We start from the raw sequence: 17,049 nt of genomic DNA on the forward strand, positions 1-17,049 counted from the left end.
CCCAGCATCCGCCCCCTTCACTCCTGTCAGCGCAGTGCGTCGACGATGCCGTTCAGCGTCGCGGAGGGGCGCATGACGGCGACGACGAGTGCGTCGTCCGGGCGGTAGTAGCCGCCGATCTCCACCGGCTTGCCCTGCACCGCGTTGAGCTCGGAGACGATGGTCTCCTCGTTCTTCGCGAGTGTCTCGGCGATCGGCGCGAAGGCCGCTGCGAGGTCGGCGTCCTTCGTCTGCTTCGCCAGCTCCTGCGCCCAGTAGAGGCTCAGGTAGAAGTGGCTGCCGCGGTTGTCGATCGTGCCCAGCGCGCGGCCCGGCGAACGGTCCTCTTCGAGGAAGGTGCCCGTCGCGGCATCCAGCGTCTCGGCCAGCACACGGGCCTTCTCGTTGCCCGTGCGGTCGGCGAAGTGCTCGAGCGAAGCGGCCAGCGCGAAGAACTCACCCAGCGAGTCCCAGCGCAGGTAGTTCTCCTCGACGAGCTGCTGCACGTGCTTCGGCGCAGAGCCACCGGCCCCGGTCTCGAACAGACCGCCGCCCGCGAGCAACGGCACGATCGAGAGCATCTTGGCGCTCGTGCCGACCTCGAGGATCGGGAAAAGGTCGGTCAGGTAGTCGCGCAGCACGTTGCCGGTGACCGAGATCGTGTCGAGGCCGTGTCGCATGCGCGCGAGCGTGTAGCGCGTGGCCTCCTCGGGGGCGAGGATCGTGATCGTGAGGCCCTTGATGTCGAGCGTCGCGAGGCCCTGGTGCACCTTGGCGATGATCTGGGCGTCGTGCGAGCGGTTCGCGTCGAGCCAGAACACGGCGGGGTCGCCGGTCGCACGTGCACGGGTCACCGCGAGCTTGACCCAGTCCATCACCGGGATGTGCTTGGTCTGCGTCGCACGCCAGATGTCGCCCTTGCCGACCGTGTGCTCGATGAGCACGGTGCCCTCGCTGTCGAGCACCTGGACGATGCCGTCTGCCGCGATCTCGAACGTCTTGTCGTGGCTGCCGTACTCCTCGGCAGCCTGCGCCATGAGCCCCACGTTGGGAACCGTGCCGATCGTGGCCGGGTCGAGCGGGCCGTTCGCGATCACGTCGTCGATCACTGCCTGGTAGACGCTCGCGTATGACGAGTCGGGGATGACGGCGAGCGTGTCGGCCTCTTCACCCTCCTTGCCCCAGAGCTTGCCACCGTTGCGCACGAGCGCGGGCATCGACGCGTCGACGATCACGTCGCTCGGCACGTGCAGGTTCGTGGTGCCCTTGTCGGAGTTCACGTACGACAGGCGCGGACCCTCGGCGATGGCCTTGTCGAAGGCGGCCGCGATCTCGGCGCCGTCCGCGACATTCGCGAGACCGGCGAGGATCGAGCCGAGGCCGTCGTTCGCGTTGAGCCCGGCGGCGGCCAGCTTGTCGCCGTACTGCGCGAACACATCGGCGAAGAACGCCTTCACGACGTGACCGAAGATGATCGGGTCGCTGACCTTCATCATGGTCGCCTTGAGGTGCACCGAGTACAGCACGTCGTCGGCCTTCGCCGCCTCGAGCGTCTCGGCGAGGAAAGCGTCGAGCTCCTTGGCGGAGAGGAACGTGGCGTCGATGATCTCGCGCGGGAGGACCTTGAGGCCCTCCTTGAGCACGGTCACGGTGCCGTCTTCTGCCGTGTGGCGGAAGCTCAGCACGTCGTCGTGAGCGGCGACCCAGGAGCGCTCGTTGTGCTTGAAGTCGTCGTGGCCGAGGGTCGCGACGCGCGTCTTGGATCCCGCAGCGAACGGCTTGTTGCGGTGCGGGTGCTTCTTGGCGTAGTTCTTCACCGCGAGCGGGGCCCGGCGGTCGCTGTTGCCCTCACGCAGCACCGGGTTCACGGCGGAGCCCTTGATGCGGTCGTAACGGGCGCGGACGTCTTTCTCCTCCAGGGAGGACGGCTCGTCCGGGAAGTCGGGGATGTCGAAGCCCTGCTTCTGCAGCTCGGCGATCGCACCCTTCAACTGCGGGATGGACGCCGAGATGTTCGGCAGCTTGATGATGTTCGCCTCGGGGAGCGTGGCCAGGCCGCCCAGCTCTGCGAGCGAGTCGCTGACCTGCTGCTCAGGGGTGAGCTTCTGCGGGAAGGCCGCGAGGATGCGACCAGCCAGCGAGATGTCACGCGTCTCGACATCGATGCCGGCCTGGCCGGTGTATGCCTGGATGATCGGAAGGAACGAGGCGGTGGCGAGCGCCGGTGCCTCGTCTGTGTACGTGTAGATGATGGCGTCGTCGGTCACCGGGAGGTACTCCGTTCGCGGGGAAATTTGTCTCGATACCAAGATACCTGAGCGGCTCTGACCCTGCTGCCCTCGGCACGCGCGAGCGGCATCGCGGACGAGGGGTGGACTCCCCCCGGGTGAAATGTTCGCTCGAAACGTGTCCCGTCCGCCGGGAGGGGTTAGCCTGGGATCATGTCCGAACTGCGCATGGTCGAACTCTCCGCTGCGACGATCGTCGCCGTGAACAACCTGTCGCTCAAGCCCGGACAGGAGCAGTTCCTCGCTCCGGTCTCCTACGGGATCGCGGCCACCGTCATCAACCCGCAGACATCCTGGCAGCGGGTGATCCTCGACGGCGATGAGGTCGTCGGCTTCGTCAGCGCGAACTTCGATTCCGAAGCGCCGGAGGAGCACTTCCGCTCCGTGCTGTGGCGCATCAACGTCGATGCCGACGATCAGGGTCGCGGCGTCGGTCGTTACGCGGTCGAACGCCTCGTCGAAGAGGCGCGCGAGCGCGGCATGGACCACGTCGACGTGATCTACGAAGCAGGCGACGACGGTCCCGAGACCTTCTTCCACCGGGTCGGCTTCACGCCTGTGGGCGAGACAGCCTACGGCGAGGTCATCGCCGAGATCCGGGTCACCACCTAGACCGGGCGGCGGGGTCTCGAATCCCCTCCCCCATCGAGACCTCGTCGCCCCTCACAGCGCTCGATGGGGAGCGCTCTCACAGCTCGCATCCGAAAGCCGTCGCGATCGGCACACCACGTGTCAGGACCGGTCGTCCGGCTTGTCAGGCTTGCGGCGGCTCGTCCAGGAGGAGATCGCGGCGGCAGCAGCGCCGGCCGCGCGATCGATGGCCTCGGCAGAGCGGCTGAGCATGTCCTGCGCCGCGTCCTGCCACGCCGCGGTCGACGGCGCTTCTCCCGCCTGCACCTTGGCCGCATGCTCGGCGGCCTCGAAGGCTCGTTCGAGCTCGGAGACGGCGTCGCGGTAGGCGGCGAACTCGGCGGGGGTGATGCGTCCATCAGCCGAACGCCGCATCTCCACCGCATGCCCGGCTGCACGGAAGTACGCGGCCGTCTCAGGTCGCTTGACGTCGGTCATCGCCGGGTAGGAGATCTGGAGCGCGGGGTCGGTCTCGTATTTCATCCACCGCACCGTCACGGCGTCATGAGCGGCGTGCAGGCGCTCCAGCGGGCGCGGCTCGGAGGCCGCGGGGACCGCTGCCCTCGCGGCGTTGAGCCTGACCTGCCGTGCGCGCACGTCGGCGGAAGCCGCCTTGGCGTCGCGCTCCCGCTCCCGCAGCATCCGCCGCGCGCCGGCGACCTGCTCGGCCGTCGCTCGTTGAGCTGCACGCTCCGCGGAGACGCGAGCGAGGTCTGCACGGGCGATCTTCCACGCGGTGCGCCGTTCGGCCGCGACCAGCTGCGCCTCTCTGAGGTCATGCCGGGCGGCATCCACCGCCAGGCGGCGTCCACTCGCCGTACTGCTGCGACGTCGAATCCCCATCACACCTGCCGTTCCCGCGGCGACGGCCGTCGGCGCGATCCACCACCACTCGGCAGCGAGCAGCAATGGGTCCATATCTCGATGCTACCCACGCTCTGCCTGCGACGCGCTCCCCCACCGAAACGACTCCGTCTCGATAGCGGCGGCCATGCTCGCCCCGCCAGGCCGGCGAGGCGGGCGTGGCCGCCGCAGTCGAGGGAATGCTCAGACGAGTGTCTCCTGCCAGGCCGCGTGCAGCTGTGCGAACTTGCCGGTTCCGCCGATGAGTGCGGCCGGAGTGTCGTCCTCGATGATGCGCCCGTGCTCCATCACCAGCACCCGGTCGGCGATCGCGACCGTCGAGAGACGGTGCGCGATGATGATCGCCGTGCGGTCCTTGAGAAGCGTCTGCAGGGCGTCCTGGATCAGCCGCTCGGACGGGATGTCCAGCGATGCCGTCGCCTCGTCGAGGATCAGCACCGCGGGGTCTGCGAGGAACGCCCTGGCGAACGAGATGAGCTGGCGCTGGCCGGCAGAGACTCGTCCACCGCGCTTGTTCACGTCGGTACCGTAGCCGTCCGGAAGCGACGAGATGAACCCGTCGGCGCCCACGGCTCGTGCCGCCGCCTTGATCTCATCGAGAGTCGCATCCGGCTTGCCGAGGGCGATGTTGTCGGCCACGGTTCCGCTGAACAGGTATGCCTCCTGCGTGACCATGACGATCGCACGGCGGAGATCCTTCGGGTGCAGCGAGCGCAGGTCGACGCCGTCGAGAGTGACCCGACCCTCGGAAGGGTCGTAGAAGCGCGAGATGAGCTTGGCGAGCGTGGACTTGCCCGCACCGGTCGTGCCGACCAACGCGATCGTCTGCCCTGCCGGGATGTCGAGCGAGAAGTTCGGGAGGATCGTCTTCTCGCCGTTGTAGCCGAAGGTCACCTCGTCGAACCCGATGTGGCCGCGGGACTCCCACAGATCGATCGGCTTCTCGGGATCCGGAACCGTCGGCACCTCGTCGAGCACGCCTGAGACCTTCTCCAGCGCGGCGGTCGCCGACTGGTAGGAGTTCAGGAACATCGCGATCTCCTGCATCGGAGCGAAGAAGTTCCGGACGTACAGCACGGCCGACAGCAGCACACCGACGGTCAGCGCACCTTCGGACACTCGGATGCCGCCCCAGAGGACGACGATGCCGAGCACGAGCGCGGCGACGCCCATGAGTCCGGGCTCGAACGTGCCGAAAAGCAGCATCGAGCGACGATTGACATCGCGGTACTCGCCCGCGATCTCCTGGAACGCCTTGTCGTTGCGCGGCTCCTTGCGGAACGCCTTCACAGCGCGGATGCCGGTCATGGTCTCGACGAACTGCACGATCACCTTCGCGCTGATGACGCGTGACTCGCGGTAGACCAGCTGCGAACGCGAGTAGAACCAGCGCATCAGGAAGAACAGCGGCACCCCGCCGATCGCGAGGATCAGGCCGGACTGCCAGTCCCAGAAGCACAGCGCGATGAACGTGAAGAGCCCGAAGAGCACGCCGGAGACGAGCTCGTTCAGACCGCCGTCGAGGAGCTCCTTGATCGAGTCGAGGTCACTGGTCTGGCGCGAGATGATGCGACCGGACGTGTACGACTCGTGGAACTCAAGGCTCAGGCGCTGGGTGTGCAGGAAGATCCGCTTGCGCAGATCGAGCAGCACCGCCTGGGTGAGCTTGGCGGCGATGATCACGTACCAGGCGATCAGCACGGCGGCCAGCGCTCCAGCGAGCAGGTAGATGCCGCCGATCATGAACGTCGGCATCCAGTCCGCCTGCTTCACCGCTGCGGGCAGCGCGCGGTCGAGTCCGATGCTGATCAGGATGGGCCCGGCGACCTGCAGCGCGGTCGAGACGACCAGCACGGCAGCGGCCAGCACGATCTGCGGCTTCAGCGGGCTGACGAGGGATCCGAGCAGTCGGAGGGACCGACGACGGATCTCCTTGCTCTCCTCGCGGGTGTACTCGGAACGATCCTCGTTCTGGGTTCCGGTGATGGCGGAGCTCATCGCTGCACCTCCTTCTCGGTGATCGGGTCTTCGTCGGCGGCCTGCATCCCGAGGCCCTCCTGGACCTCTTCGTCGATATCCGCCTGCTGATCGCGGATCACCGGGATCGCCCCGGTGCGTGCGGCTTCCTCAGCCTCCAGGCTGGAGATGACGTGACGGTAGTGACGGCTCGTCTTCAGCAGCTCCGAGTGGGTGCCCACTGCCGTGACCCGCCCGGCCTCGAGCAAGGCGACACGGTCGGCGAGCGCGACGGTCGAGGGCCGGTGCGCCACGATCATGGCCGTGGTGTCGGCGAGGACGTGCCGGAGCGCCTCCTCGACGAGAGCCTCGGTGTCGACGTCGAGCGCCGACAGCGGGTCGTCGAGCACGAGCACCTTCGGCTTCGCGGCGACCGCGCGGGCGAGGGCCAGACGCTGACGCTGACCTCCGGAGAGGCTGAGCCCCTCTTCGCCGATCACGGTCTCCACGCCGTCGGGCAGCGAATCGACGAACGACGCCTGAGCGACGTCGAGAGCCTCTCGCAAGACACGCTCGCCCTCTTCGCTGTGCACGTCGAGTTCGGCGCGGCCCAGCAGCACGTTCTCGCGAACGGTCGCCGAGAACAGCGTCGCGTCTTCGAACGCCATCGCGATGTGCTGACGGAGCTCTGCCAGCGGGAGATCGCGCACGTCGACCCCGTCGAGCGTGACCTTGCCGCCCGTCACGTCGTACAGACGCGTCGGCAATGTCGTGAGCGTCGTCTTGCCGCTGCCGGTGAGGCCCACCAGCGCCATGGTCTCGCCTGGACGCAGGACCAGGTCGATGCCGTCGAGCAGATCGCGCTCGTGGGAACCCGCGTCCTGATAGCGGAAGTGGGCGTTCTCGAAAGCGAGCTCGCCGCGCGGGTGCTCGATGTGCACGGGATTCTCCGGGTCGGTGATGGTGTTCGTCTCAGAGAAGATGTCGAACACGCGGTCGGTCGCTGTGCGGGCGTCGAGCATGAACGAGAAGAGGAAGCCGATCGACTCGATGGGCCAGCGGAGCACGACAGCCATCGCGAAGAACGCGAACAGCTGCGCCTCGTCGATCTGGCCGACGGAGATCAGCCAGATACCGGACATCAGGCTGAGCCCGAACGCGATCTGCGGCATGAGGTCGAGCCAGAACCAGATCGACGCGATCGCGCCGGCCTTGCTCATCTCGGTCTCACGCAGGGTCTCGGCCTGACGGCTGAAACGACTGAGGGCGTGCTTGCCGCGACCGAACGCCTTCAGCACGCGGATGCCGTGCACGCTCTCCTCGACGCTGGTCGCGAGGTCGCCGGCCTGATCCTGGCTTCGACGGGTGAGCGCGCCGTAGCGCTTCTCGAACAGGTAACCGCGGATCCACAACGGGATGGCCGTGACCAGGAAGATCGCACCGAGCAGCCAGTGCCACCGGAACAGCAGCACAGAGCCGATGACGATCGTGAGGATGTTGACGACGAGCAGCACGAGGCCGAAGGCGAGCCAGCGGCGGATGAGGCCGATGTCCTGCATCATGCGGCTGAGCAGCTGACCCGAGCCCCACCGGTCGTGGAACGAGACCGGGAGCGTCTGCAGACGCGAGTACAGCTCGGTGCGCATCTTGTACTCGACCTCTGTCGAGGGGTTGAGCACGAACTGGCGTCGCAACCAGACCATCAGCGCCTCACCGAGGCCGAGCGCGAAGACGGCGAGCGCGCCCCACACGATCGCACTGAAGTCACCGGAGCGGACGGGTCCGCTGATGATCTGCTCGAGCACGATCGGGATCATCAGGGCGATGATGGCGGCGACGAGCGCGCTGGCGGCGCCGCCGGCGAGCCGCCAGATGACGGGCTTCACGAAGGGCTTCAGGCGCCACAGTGCGGCCGGAGTGGAAAGGGTGGACGAAGGCGAGGGATTCTGCGCGGAAGGCGAGGAAGACATGTCTCTCAGACGAGTTTCGTATGGACTGCGGTTACGGAAGGGGACGGATGCGAGAGCGGACTCACAGAGTCCGGCATCCGACGAAGAAGGGGCGGGGTGGCTCTAGGAGAGCGGACGCGCCGGGGTCGAGCCGAGAGCTGCGATCCGCGCGGTGGCGATCGTGGTCATGGTGTCCTCCTCAGGGGCTCGGCGATGTCGTCCGGTTGGCGCGACAGCCCACCAGCCTATTGCTGTGAACCAGCTGAAAGCAAGAGACATTCCCGATTCGTCTGGCGCAGTTCGAGACGCTCGCCGGTAGCGGGACGCCGCGACGTTCTCAGCCCTTCGCGGAGACGACGAGCTCTGATCGGAGAAAGCGCTGGAGGTTGCCACCCAGGACGGCGAGGATGTCCGCCTCCGACCAGCCTCGGCGCAGCAGAGCCTCGGTCACGAGCGGGAGCCCTGCCGGACCCTCGAGACCCGGAAGGTACCGGTCGGCGGGGACTCCCTCGATCGTGGTCTGCACGCAGCACGGCGCCGTCGTGTCGTCCAGCACCTCGCGGACGAAGTCCGGCCCCATCCCGACGTGCTCGATGCCGGCGACCGACGCCACCCGTTCGAGATGGTCGACCAGGGTGTCGATCGTGTAGTCGCTCTCGTGCAGGTACGGCGCGAAGAAGTTGACGCACACGACGCCCCCGCTCTCCGCGACTCCGGCGATCTGCGCGTCGGTGAGGTTGCGGTGGTGGTCGAACAGCGCGCGCGCCGAGGAGTGGGTGGCCATGACGGGGCGCGTGGCGAGTTCGAGCACGTGATCGACGCCGCCCGCTCCGAGGTGACTGATGTCGAAGATCATGCCGATGCGCTCCATCTCGGCGAGAGCCCGGATGCCGGTGCGCGTCAGCCTGCTGCCCGCGGCGTCTTCGCCACTTCCGTCAGCGAAGGCGCTGCGCCCGAAATGGGCGACCGACCCGATCCGCACCCCGAGCCGGTGCACCGTCTCGAGCAGTTCGACATCGTCGGCGATGCCGGGCATCCCCTCCAGAGCGAGCACCAGCGCGATGCGCCCTTCGCCGATCACGCGGTCGATGTCGTCGCCGTCCAGGCACAGCCCGACCGCGTTCGCGTTGCCATCTGCCAGGCGGTGGGCGGCCTCGATCATGCGGAAGGTGCGACGCAGTGCCCCCTCCGGACGGTACACATCATCGACGAACACGGGCAGGACCTGCAGGTCGACACCGCCCTGCTGCAGCTGCGGAAGCCACTGGGCGCGGAAGTACTCCGACCACTGGTCCGAAGGGCGGCTCGCCACCGAGCAGAGCAGGTCGTTGTGCGCGTCGGCGACGACGGCGCTGCGGTGGAGGTCGAGTGCATCGTTGGCGGTCACGGGACGAGCCTACGGCCGCGTCGGGACAGATGCTTCGTCGACGGACACCATGTCGCCATCGCCCCATGGTGCGCCTCGACTCAACCGGCGACGCTCTCGCGAGAGAGAAGGCTCTCCTTGACGTCGAGCCCCCAGGCGAATCCGCCGAGGGTGCCGTCGGTGCGCAGCACCCGGTGGCAGGGCACGAACAGCGCGGGGGCGTTGCGTGCGCAGATGGATGCTGCAGCCCGCACGGCCCGCGGGTTGTCGAGCTGTGTCGCGAAGCTCGTGTAGGTTAGCGGCTCGCCCGGCTCGATCGCCCGAAGCGCCGACCAGCCGGCGAGCTGGAGCGCGGTGCCGGACTGCTTCACGGCGACCGCGTCGATGGCCGAGAGGTCGCCCGCGTAGTAGGCGAGTGCGGCTGCTGCGGCATCGGTCTCACCCTCGCGGAACTCCTCGGGGCGATGCGCAGCGGACAACCGGCCGAGGATCGCCTCGACGTCGGACGTCCAGCCGGAGGACAACACACGCTGACGGTCGTCGGCGAGGATCGTGAAAGCGCCGTCCGGGGTCTCGATGGTCTGGATGATGGCGGTCATGAGGTCTCCTTCGTCGTGAGGTCGTCGGTGAGGGTGGTGCGGGAGATGGATGCCGCGCGCCGAGATCCGGTCGCACGGACGGGGGCTGAGCGCCAGAGGTGTGCGCTGAGGTAGCTGCGCCATGGTGCGGCGCGCTCCGCCCAGGCGGTGAGTGGTCGCGCCTCGCCGGGAAGGCCCGAGGCCGCGGCGCCGGCACGCAGCGCGACGTCGCCCGGCAGCAGAACATCAGGATCGCCGAGCACACGCATCCGCACGTAGTCAGCCGTCCATGGTCCGATCCCCGGCATCGCGAGCAGAGCGGCGCGCTGTTCGCTACCGTCGTCTCCGACCGTGAGCCGGAGGGAGCCGTCGGCGAGCGCCGCAGCGGCTCCGGTGATGGCACGGATCCGGGCGGCCGGGCCGCGCAACACCTCCGCGCCGTGTTCGGCGATGGCCGACATCGTGGGGAACAGCAGTCCGTTCTCGGTGCGCTCCCCCAGCGCCTCGGCGAGCGCGGTGAGTGCCGTGCGTGCAGCGACCACCGTGATCTGCTGGCCGACCATCGCCCTGATGAGCATCTCGTGCGGATCGGCGGACCCGGGAACCCGGATGCCGGGAGTGCGCGCCACGAGAGGGGCCAGTTCGACGTGTGCCGAGAGCGCCGCGTCGACCGCGAGGGGGTCGGCGTCGAGGTCGAAGATGCGCCGCACGGTCGAGACCAGTGGTGCCAGATCGCCCAACCGCGCGACGCGTGCACGCAGATGAAGGCGCGACGCCTCGTCTTGGCGCACCTCGAACCAGGCGGGGCCGCCCGACATCCGCAGGTGTCGGGAGAACGAGGTCGCCGTGGTCTCCTCGATACCGGGAACGGCGCGCGCAGCCATCCAGGCGAAGATGCCGCTCGCATCGAGTGGTCCCCGGTATGGCAGCACGAGGTCGATCGCCCCCGGCACGGCGGATGCCGGCAGTCGTCGACGCGCCCTGAGCTCCCCCGGCGTGAGGCCGAACACCTCGCGGATCGTGTCGTTGCACTGGCGGATGCTGGCGAACCCGGCCGAGAAGGCGACATCCGAGATCGGCATGTCGGTGCCGACGAGCAGCATCCGCGCCGTGTGCGCCCGATGCGCCCTGGCCAGCGCGAGGGGTCCCGCGCCGAGTTCGCTCGTCAGCAGGCGCGTGAGGTGCCTGCTCGAGTAGCCGAGGTGTGCGGCCAGGCCCGGCACGCCTTCGCGCTCGACGACACCGTCGGAGATGAGGCGCATGGCTCGCGCGGCCGTATCACCACGGATGTCCCACGCAGGCGACCCGGGAGCGGCCTCGGGAAGGCAGCGCTTGCACGCCCGATACCCGGCCTCGTGCGCTGCGGCGCTGGTGGGATAGAACGTCACGTTCTGCGGCTTGGGCGTGCGTGCGGGGCAGCTCGGACGGCAGTAGATCCCGGTCGAGCTGACCGCCGTCACGAACTGCCCGTCGAAGCGGGTGTCGCGCGCGCTGATCGCACGGTAGCGCTCGTCGAAGTCGGTCACGGGGAAGCTCATGCCTCCACTCTGCCACGCGCCACCGACCTCGACTGGCGGAAATCGGACATGGCTGTGGCGGCGCAGACGACGAGACCCACCCGCCTCGTCGATGCCCATCGCGGCCGCAGCGGGCGCGTGTGGGTCTCGGCGTGGAGAGTGGGTCTCGAGGTATCAGAGCGCGAGCGCTCAGTGGAAGAAGTGACGCTCCCCGGTGAAGAACATCGTGACGCCGGCCTTGCGGGCGGCATCGATGACCTCGGCGTCGCGGACGGATCCTCCGGGCTGCACGATCGCCGTGACGCCGGCGTCGATCAGCACCTGTGCACCATCGGCGAACGGGAAGAAGGCGTCGGACGATGCGACCGACCCGGCCGCACGGTCTCCCGCACGCTCGACCGCGAGGCGGCACGAATCGACGCGGTTGACCTGGCCCATGCCGACGCCGACGGTGGCGTTGTCCTTGGCGAGCACGATCGCGTTCGACTTGACCGCGCGACAGGCCTTCCACGCGAAGATCAGGTTCTCCATCTCCTCGTCACTCGGACGCTCACCGGAGACGAGCTCCCAGTTCTTCGCGACGGAGACGATGTCGTCGGGGAAGCGGTCGGCGTCCTGCAGCAGCAGCCCACCGGAGACGAGACGCACATCCATGCGCTCCTGCTGCCAGTCCACGGGCAGCTGCAGCAGACGCAGGTTCTTCTTGGCCTTGAACACCTCGAGGGCCGCGGGCTCGAACGCCGGGGCGACGATGACCTCGGTGAAGATGTCCTTGAGGTTCTCGGCCATCTTCAGGGTCACGGTACCGTTCGCGGCGATCACCCCGCCGTACGCCGAGACCGGGTCGCACTCGTGGGCGCGGAGGTGCGCGCTGGCGATCGGGTCGAGCGCATTCGGTGCCGTGGTCGCGATGCCGCAGGGGTTGGCGTGCTTGATGATCGCGACAGCGGGCTTGACCATGTCGTAGGCGGCGCGCAGTGCAGCATCGGCGTCGACGTAGTTGTTGTACGACATCTCCTTGCCCTGCAGCTGCGTCGCCTGGGCGATGCCGTGGCCACCGGCGCGGGTGTAGATCGCACCGCGCTGGTGCGAGTTCTCGCCGTAGCGGAGGGTCGCGAGGCGCTCAGCCTGGATCGTGAGGTGGGTGGGGAGGTCGCCGTCGTCCTGCAGCGTGCCCTCGGCGAACCACGACGCGACGGCCGTGTCGTACGCGGCCGTGTGGGCGAAGGCGCGGGCGGCGAGCTCCCGACGCTGCGAGACCGAGGTGCCACCCTCGGCGATCGCCGAGATGATGCCGGGGTAGGACTGCGGCGAGACGACGATCGCGACGTTGGCGTGGTTCTTGGCAGCGGCGCGCACCATGGCGGGCCCGCCGATGTCGATCTGCTCGACCACGTCGTCGCCGACCGCACCGGAGGCGACGGTCTCGACGAACGGGTACAGGTTCACCACGACGAGCTCGAACGGCGTGATGTCGAGCTCGGCGAGCTGACGCTCGTGATCCTCGAGCCGCAGGTCGGCGAGCAGACCACCGTGGATCTTGGGGTGCAGCGTCTTCACCCGGCCGTCGAGCATCTCGGCCACGCCGGTGACGGCGGCAACGTCCGTGACGGTGAAGCCCGCTTCGCGGATGGTCGACGCCGTCGAGCCGGTCGAGACGATCTCGACGCCGGCCTCGGCGAGCGCCGCGGCGAGAACGAGAAGATCGGTCTTGTCGCTCACCGAGACGAGCGCGCGCCTGATCGGCACGGTGTCGCGATCGCGGTAGAGCGTGGGGTCGTGGCGGGGGCCGGCCATGATGGGCTCCTTCGTGCGGGGGCGTCGGGTGGAGGGGGTCAGGAAGAAGAGCGGAGAGAGAGGTCGCCGGTGGCGATGCCGCGGACGACGTCGATGAGCAGTCGGCGTTCGACAGGTTTGATGCGCTCGTGCAAGGTGTGCTCGGTGTCGCCCTCGAGGATCGCGACGCGTTCCTGCGCGAGGATCGGGCCGGTGTCGACGCCGTCGTCGACGACGATCACACTGGCGCCGGTCTCTGCAGCTCCGGAGACGAGCGCGTCACGAACGCCGTGCGCGCCGGGGAACTCCGGCAGGAACGCCGGGTGCGTGTTGATGAGGCGCGGGGAGTACTGTGCGACGAGCGACGGCGGAAGCAGACGCATGAGGCCGCTGAGGACGACGAGGTCGGGGTTCCAGACGGCAAGCTGGCGGGCGAGCTCCTCGCCCCACGCCTCGCGGCTCTCGTGCTCGTGCCACGGCACCGTGAAGCTGGGGATGCCGAACTCCTCGGCGTGGGCGAGCCCGTCGGCTTCGCGGTCGGCGCCGACGACGATCACCCTGGCGGGAAAATCGGGATGACGAGCGGCCTCGAGGAGGGCGCGAAGGTTCGAGCCGGTGCCCGAGATGAGAACGGCGACCGTGAGCACGCGCCCAGTCTACCGGGGAGCGCAGACCGCTTCCGCCCGGCATCTGCGCGCGCGCGGAGAGCTGTCAGTCGCGTTGGTCGTTCTGGTCGGCCTTCGGTGTCGTGAACCCGCGGACGTCGTCGATCGGCGCCGTGTCGTCGAAGCTCGACGCCTCGAAGAGCGGGGCATCCGACGCCGCGCGGGCAGCCGGAGCAAGACTCGGATCGAACTCCGTCATCTCGGCGATCCAACGGTCGGTGCGCTCCTCGGCCAGCTCATCACGGTGGCGCGGGGAGAGCAGCAGGATCGCTGCGCCCACGAGGACTTCCAGACCAAGCGCGAGCATGAACGGAAGCACGGCGGGACCGACTTCCTCCAGACGGCCGGGACCCATCGATCCGTTCGCGAGCACGGCGGCGAGCCCGGCGACCCCCGCCGTGACCCCGGCGATGCCGACCGCGATCACGGCACGTTGCGGAACACCGAGCGGCGTGCCTTCCCAGACGAGACGGGAACGCACCGCCCAGCCCGCGAAGGCTCCGGCGGCGACGGGGACGAGCACGACGATCAGCATCCACATAGAGCTGTTCTCGGGGAGCAGACCGAAAACGGGGATACCTGGCACGACTCCCAGCTGCGTGCCCGCCGGCGACACGGCCGTTCCGACTCCGACGGCGAAACCGGGGCCGGCGAGCCAGGACGCCGCCCACACGATCAGCGTCGGCAGGTACATGAGCTGCGCCAGGGTCATCACGGTCGCACCGAGAGCGTCGACGCGGGCAGCCTGGAACAGTGCGATGACCTCGCCGCCACGGAACAGGGTCGCCACGGCAAGCGCCAGAGCCGCAGCACCCACCACGGCGACGAGCGTGAACGCCGCACCGCGCACGACCGCGGGCAGGACCGGAGCCCAGTCCTCGCGGGCGTCGAGCCGGTCATGCAGGCGGTCGAGGATGCCGCCGTCGCCTTCTTCCCAGGCGACGCGGATAGCACCGCACAGGGCACCCACGAGGTAGACCGCTGCCGGAAGCAGCATCGCGAGCGGCAAGGGAGTCTGCACCGCATCCAACCGTGCAGTCAGCGCGACCCCCACGGAGATGACGGCGAACACCGCAGCGCCTGACAGCGACCCGAGCAGCCACGCCCCTGCCGCCGCCGCCCGGCCGCCGGAGCGGGCGGCGAACAGCAGCGTGAAGATCAGGAACGCCAACGGGGTGATCGACACGGCGAAGGATGCCGCCTCTGCCGGGATGCCGAGGGCGACGAGGAGTTCCGCCGGGATGGTTATCGCGAGCGGCACCCCGTGACCGAACTCCCAGAGCGTGCCGGTGAGCGGCCAGAGTGCGCCCCAGTCGGCCGTGACGCCGAAGGCGAGCGTCCACAGCAGTGTCAGCGGCGCGAGCAGCACGACGAGACCGACCGCCGCGGCGATGGCGGCGTCGAAAGCGGCGAGGAGCGCGACGAGGAGGCGTTGCATAGCGTTTCGAGACTACGACGAGATGCCGACGAAGCCCTGGGGGCGCGCGTGGACCCGGCGACACGATAGCGTTTCTCCGGAGGTTTCCCGATGACAACTGCCCCGCCCGCCCCGGCATCCACCGAGCCCAAGAATTCCCTGGACCGCTTCTTCGAGATCAGCAAGCGCGGATCCACGATCGGCACCGAGATCCGAGGGGGCCTGGTGACGTTCGTCACGATGGCCTACATCGTGATCCTCAATCCGATCATCCTCTCCGGCAAGCCCGACGTCGCCGGAGACATGCTCAGCTTCAACGCCGTCGGAGCCGCCACCGCGCTGACCGCCGGTGTGATGACGATCCTGTTCGGCCTGGTCACGCGCCTGCCGTTCGGTTTCGCCGCAGGACTCGGCATCAACGCCTTCGTCGCGTTCTCGGTCGTCGGGCAGGTGACCTGGCCCGAGGCCATGGCGCTCGTGATGATCAACGGTGTCGTCATCGTGCTGCTTGCGGCCACCGGGCTCCGCAAAGCGATCTTCGACGCCGTGCCGTTCCAGCTGAAGATCGCGATCACGGTCGGCATCGGTCTGTTCATCGCCTTCATCGGCTTCGTCAACTCGGGCTTCGTCACCGCGACCGGCGCATCCTCGCCGCCGGTCGGACTCGGCGTCAACGGCTCGGTCGCGACCGTTCCGAGCCTGCTCTTCGTCATCACGCTGCTGCTCACCGGCATCCTCGTCGCTCTCAAGGTCAAGGGCGGGATGCTGATCGGCCTCGTCGGCGGCACCGTGATCGCGGTGATCGTCGAGGCGATCTGGCACATCGGCGCTCGGGGCTTCGACGACGAGGGCAATGTGGTCAACCCGGGCGGCTGGGGACTCACCGTCCCCGCGCTGAACGGCTCGCCCATCGGCATCCCCGACCTCAGCCTGATCGGCGCGGTCGACTTCAGCTTCGACTTCGGCAAGGTCAGCCTCGTCGCCATCGTGATGATCGTCTTCACGCTGCTCTTCACGAACTTCTTCGACGCCATGGGCACCATGACCGGTCTCGCCAAGGAGGCGAACCTCGCCGACGACAACGGTGACTTCCCCCGCATCAAGTCGGCGCTGGTCGTCGAGGGCGTCGGCGCCATCGCCGGTGGTGCCACCTCCTCCTCCTCCAGCACGGTCTTCATCGAGTCGGGCGCCGGCATCGGCGAGGGCGCGCGCACGGGACTGGCGAACGTCGTCACCGGCGTCGTGTTCCTGATCGCGATGTTCCTGACCCCGCTGACGTCGATCGTCCCGACCGAGATCGCGGCAGCCGCGCTGATCATCGTCGGTGCGATGATGATGGCGCAGATCCGCTACATCGACTTCACGGACTTCCGCGTGCTGCTGCCGGTGTTCCTCACGGTGTCGGTCATGCCGCTGACGTACTCGATCGCGAACGGCATCGGCGCGGGCTTCGTGAGCTGGGTGATCATCCATGCGTTCTCCGGCAAGGCCAAGACCATCAGCCCGCTGCTGTGGGTCGTCGGCGCCGGCTTCCTGATCTTCTTCGCCCGCGGGCCGATCGAGGCCCTCTTCGGCGTCGGGATCTGACCTCAGTCAGAGATCGCGAGAGGGGCGGGTGCTGCGGCATCCGCCCCTCTTTCGTGCCTCAGACGAATGCGGCAGCGAACTCCGGTGACGGCTCTATCGGTTCGATCACGTCGATCAGCACGCCGCCGGGCGCCTCGACGATGAAGTGGCGCTGCCCGAAGGCCTCGTCTCGCAACGTCAACCGCTCAGGGAGACCCCGCTCCCCCACGAGGCGCGCGTGCTCGACCGCAGCGTCGGGCACCTCCACGTTCAGAAGCAGGCCGCGCACGGGCTCGCGGAAGCCTTCGGGGATCGTCTCGTGTGTGCCGTCGAGGATCGCGAGCTCGCCGCCGTCGAAGCGCAGACTCACGTACCAGTCCGCTTCGAAGGTCGTCTCGAACCCGAGTTCCTCTCGATAGAACCGTGCCGCCGTGGCGACGTCGTCCACCATCAGCACCGGATAGAAGCTCGTGATCTCCATGGCCCCGCCTTTACATT

13 protein-coding genes are annotated in these 17,049 nt (G+C 68.4%); 2 read left to right on the top strand and 11 right to left on the bottom strand.

Annotation, left to right across the window (positions count from 1 at the left end; genetic code table 11):
* Positions 1 to 26: 26 nt before the first annotated feature.
* Positions 27 to 2,246: an NADP-dependent isocitrate dehydrogenase gene (locus tag ACIQTX_RS15475; RefSeq protein ID WP_402973683.1), complete on the bottom strand. Its 2,220-nt coding sequence runs from the start codon at positions 2,244 to 2,246 to the stop codon at positions 27 to 29.
* Positions 2,247 to 2,420: 174 nt separating this feature from the next.
* Here ACIQTX_RS15475 and ACIQTX_RS15480 point away from each other — a divergent pair, with 174 nt between their 5' ends.
* Entirely contained in the window at positions 2,421 to 2,879 is a 459-nt protein-coding gene (locus ACIQTX_RS15480; protein ID WP_028504007.1) for a GNAT family N-acetyltransferase, read from the top strand.
* A gap of 120 nt (positions 2,880 to 2,999) precedes the next feature.
* On the opposite strand, the gene ACIQTX_RS15485 is transcribed toward ACIQTX_RS15480, so the two are convergent.
* The 9 genes from ACIQTX_RS15485 to ACIQTX_RS15525 all read right to left on the bottom strand — a co-directional run bounded on the left by ACIQTX_RS15485 (position 3,000) and on the right by ACIQTX_RS15525 (position 15,006).
* Positions 3,000 to 3,815, bottom strand: coding sequence for a hypothetical protein (locus ACIQTX_RS15485; RefSeq protein WP_028504008.1), 816 nt, complete (start codon positions 3,813 to 3,815; stop codon positions 3,000 to 3,002).
* A gap of 129 nt (positions 3,816 to 3,944) precedes the next feature.
* Positions 3,945 to 5,759, bottom strand: a complete 1,815-nt coding sequence (locus ACIQTX_RS15490) for an ABC transporter ATP-binding protein (RefSeq protein WP_105528474.1) — start codon at positions 5,757 to 5,759, stop codon at positions 3,945 to 3,947.
* A complete protein-coding gene (locus ACIQTX_RS15495; protein WP_402973688.1) occupies positions 5,756 to 7,687 on the bottom strand; it encodes an ABC transporter ATP-binding protein in 1,932 nt (643 codons plus the stop codon). The genes ACIQTX_RS15490 and ACIQTX_RS15495 overlap by 4 nt, the downstream gene beginning before the upstream one ends.
* Positions 7,688 to 8,003: 316 nt before the next feature.
* Positions 8,004 to 9,053 carry a dipeptidase gene (locus ACIQTX_RS15500; protein ID WP_402973691.1) on the bottom strand — a complete coding sequence of 350 codons (1,050 nt, stop codon included), beginning with the start codon at positions 9,051 to 9,053 and terminating at the stop codon, positions 8,004 to 8,006.
* A gap of 80 nt (positions 9,054 to 9,133) precedes the next feature.
* A complete protein-coding gene (locus ACIQTX_RS15505; protein WP_402973694.1) occupies positions 9,134 to 9,631 on the bottom strand; it encodes a methylated-DNA--[protein]-cysteine S-methyltransferase in 498 nt (165 codons plus the stop codon).
* Positions 9,628 to 11,148, bottom strand: a complete 1,521-nt coding sequence (locus tag ACIQTX_RS15510; RefSeq protein ID WP_402973697.1) for a DNA-3-methyladenine glycosylase 2 family protein — start codon at positions 11,146 to 11,148, stop codon at positions 9,628 to 9,630. Before ACIQTX_RS15510 ends, ACIQTX_RS15505 begins: the two co-directional genes overlap by 4 nt.
* 168 nt (positions 11,149 to 11,316) lie before the next feature.
* Entirely contained in the window at positions 11,317 to 12,924 is a 1,608-nt protein-coding gene (purH, locus tag ACIQTX_RS15515; protein WP_105528488.1) for a bifunctional phosphoribosylaminoimidazolecarboxamide formyltransferase/IMP cyclohydrolase, read from the bottom strand.
* Positions 12,925 to 12,962: 38 nt separating this feature from the next.
* The gene (purN, locus tag ACIQTX_RS15520; RefSeq protein ID WP_402973701.1) at positions 12,963 to 13,550 is read right to left on the bottom strand and encodes a phosphoribosylglycinamide formyltransferase; all 588 of its coding nucleotides are present in this window, start codon (positions 13,548 to 13,550) and stop codon (positions 12,963 to 12,965) included.
* Between the two features lie 64 nt (positions 13,551 to 13,614).
* A complete protein-coding gene (locus tag ACIQTX_RS15525) occupies positions 13,615 to 15,006 on the bottom strand; it encodes a DUF6350 family protein (protein ID WP_402973704.1) in 1,392 nt (463 codons plus the stop codon).
* Between the two features lie 90 nt (positions 15,007 to 15,096).
* Between ACIQTX_RS15525 and ACIQTX_RS15530 the strand changes: the two genes are divergently transcribed.
* Positions 15,097 to 16,572: an NCS2 family permease gene (locus ACIQTX_RS15530; protein ID WP_402973707.1), complete on the top strand. Its 1,476-nt coding sequence runs from the start codon at positions 15,097 to 15,099 to the stop codon at positions 16,570 to 16,572.
* 58 nt (positions 16,573 to 16,630) lie between these two features.
* Here the strand turns inward: ACIQTX_RS15530 and ACIQTX_RS15535 are convergent, their stop codons facing one another.
* Positions 16,631 to 17,032 (bottom strand): VOC family protein, encoded by a 402-nt coding sequence (locus ACIQTX_RS15535; RefSeq protein WP_402973710.1) that lies wholly within the window; start codon positions 17,030 to 17,032, stop codon positions 16,631 to 16,633.
* Positions 17,033 to 17,049: the final 17 nt, after the last annotated feature.

The organism is Microbacterium sp. NPDC090281 (assembly GCF_044769635.1).
GTDB lineage: Bacteria > Actinomycetota > Actinomycetes > Actinomycetales > Microbacteriaceae > Microbacterium.

Coding starts and splice junctions, on each gene's coding strand:
- ACIQTX_RS15480 (WP_028504007.1), top strand. CDS start 2,421: ATGTCCGAACTGCGCATGGTCGAACTCTCCGCTGCGACGATCGTCGCC.
- ACIQTX_RS15485 (WP_028504008.1), bottom strand. CDS start 3,815: ATGGACCCATTGCTGCTCGCTGCCGAGTGGTGGTGGATCGCGCCGACG.
- ACIQTX_RS15490 (WP_105528474.1), bottom strand. CDS start 5,759: ATGAGCTCCGCCATCACCGGAACCCAGAACGAGGATCGTTCCGAGTAC.
- ACIQTX_RS15495 (WP_402973688.1), bottom strand. CDS start 7,687: ATGTCTTCCTCGCCTTCCGCGCAGAATCCCTCGCCTTCGTCCACCCTT.
- ACIQTX_RS15505 (WP_402973694.1), bottom strand. CDS start 9,631: ATGACCGCCATCATCCAGACCATCGAGACCCCGGACGGCGCTTTCACG.
- ACIQTX_RS15510 (WP_402973697.1), bottom strand. CDS start 11,148: ATGAGCTTCCCCGTGACCGACTTCGACGAGCGCTACCGTGCGATCAGC.
- purH (WP_105528488.1), bottom strand. CDS start 12,924: ATGGCCGGCCCCCGCCACGACCCCACGCTCTACCGCGATCGCGACACC.
- ACIQTX_RS15525 (WP_402973704.1), bottom strand. CDS start 15,006: ATGCAACGCCTCCTCGTCGCGCTCCTCGCCGCTTTCGACGCCGCCATC.
- ACIQTX_RS15530 (WP_402973707.1), top strand. CDS start 15,097: ATGACAACTGCCCCGCCCGCCCCGGCATCCACCGAGCCCAAGAATTCC.
- ACIQTX_RS15535 (WP_402973710.1), bottom strand. CDS start 17,032: ATGGAGATCACGAGCTTCTATCCGGTGCTGATGGTGGACGACGTCGCC.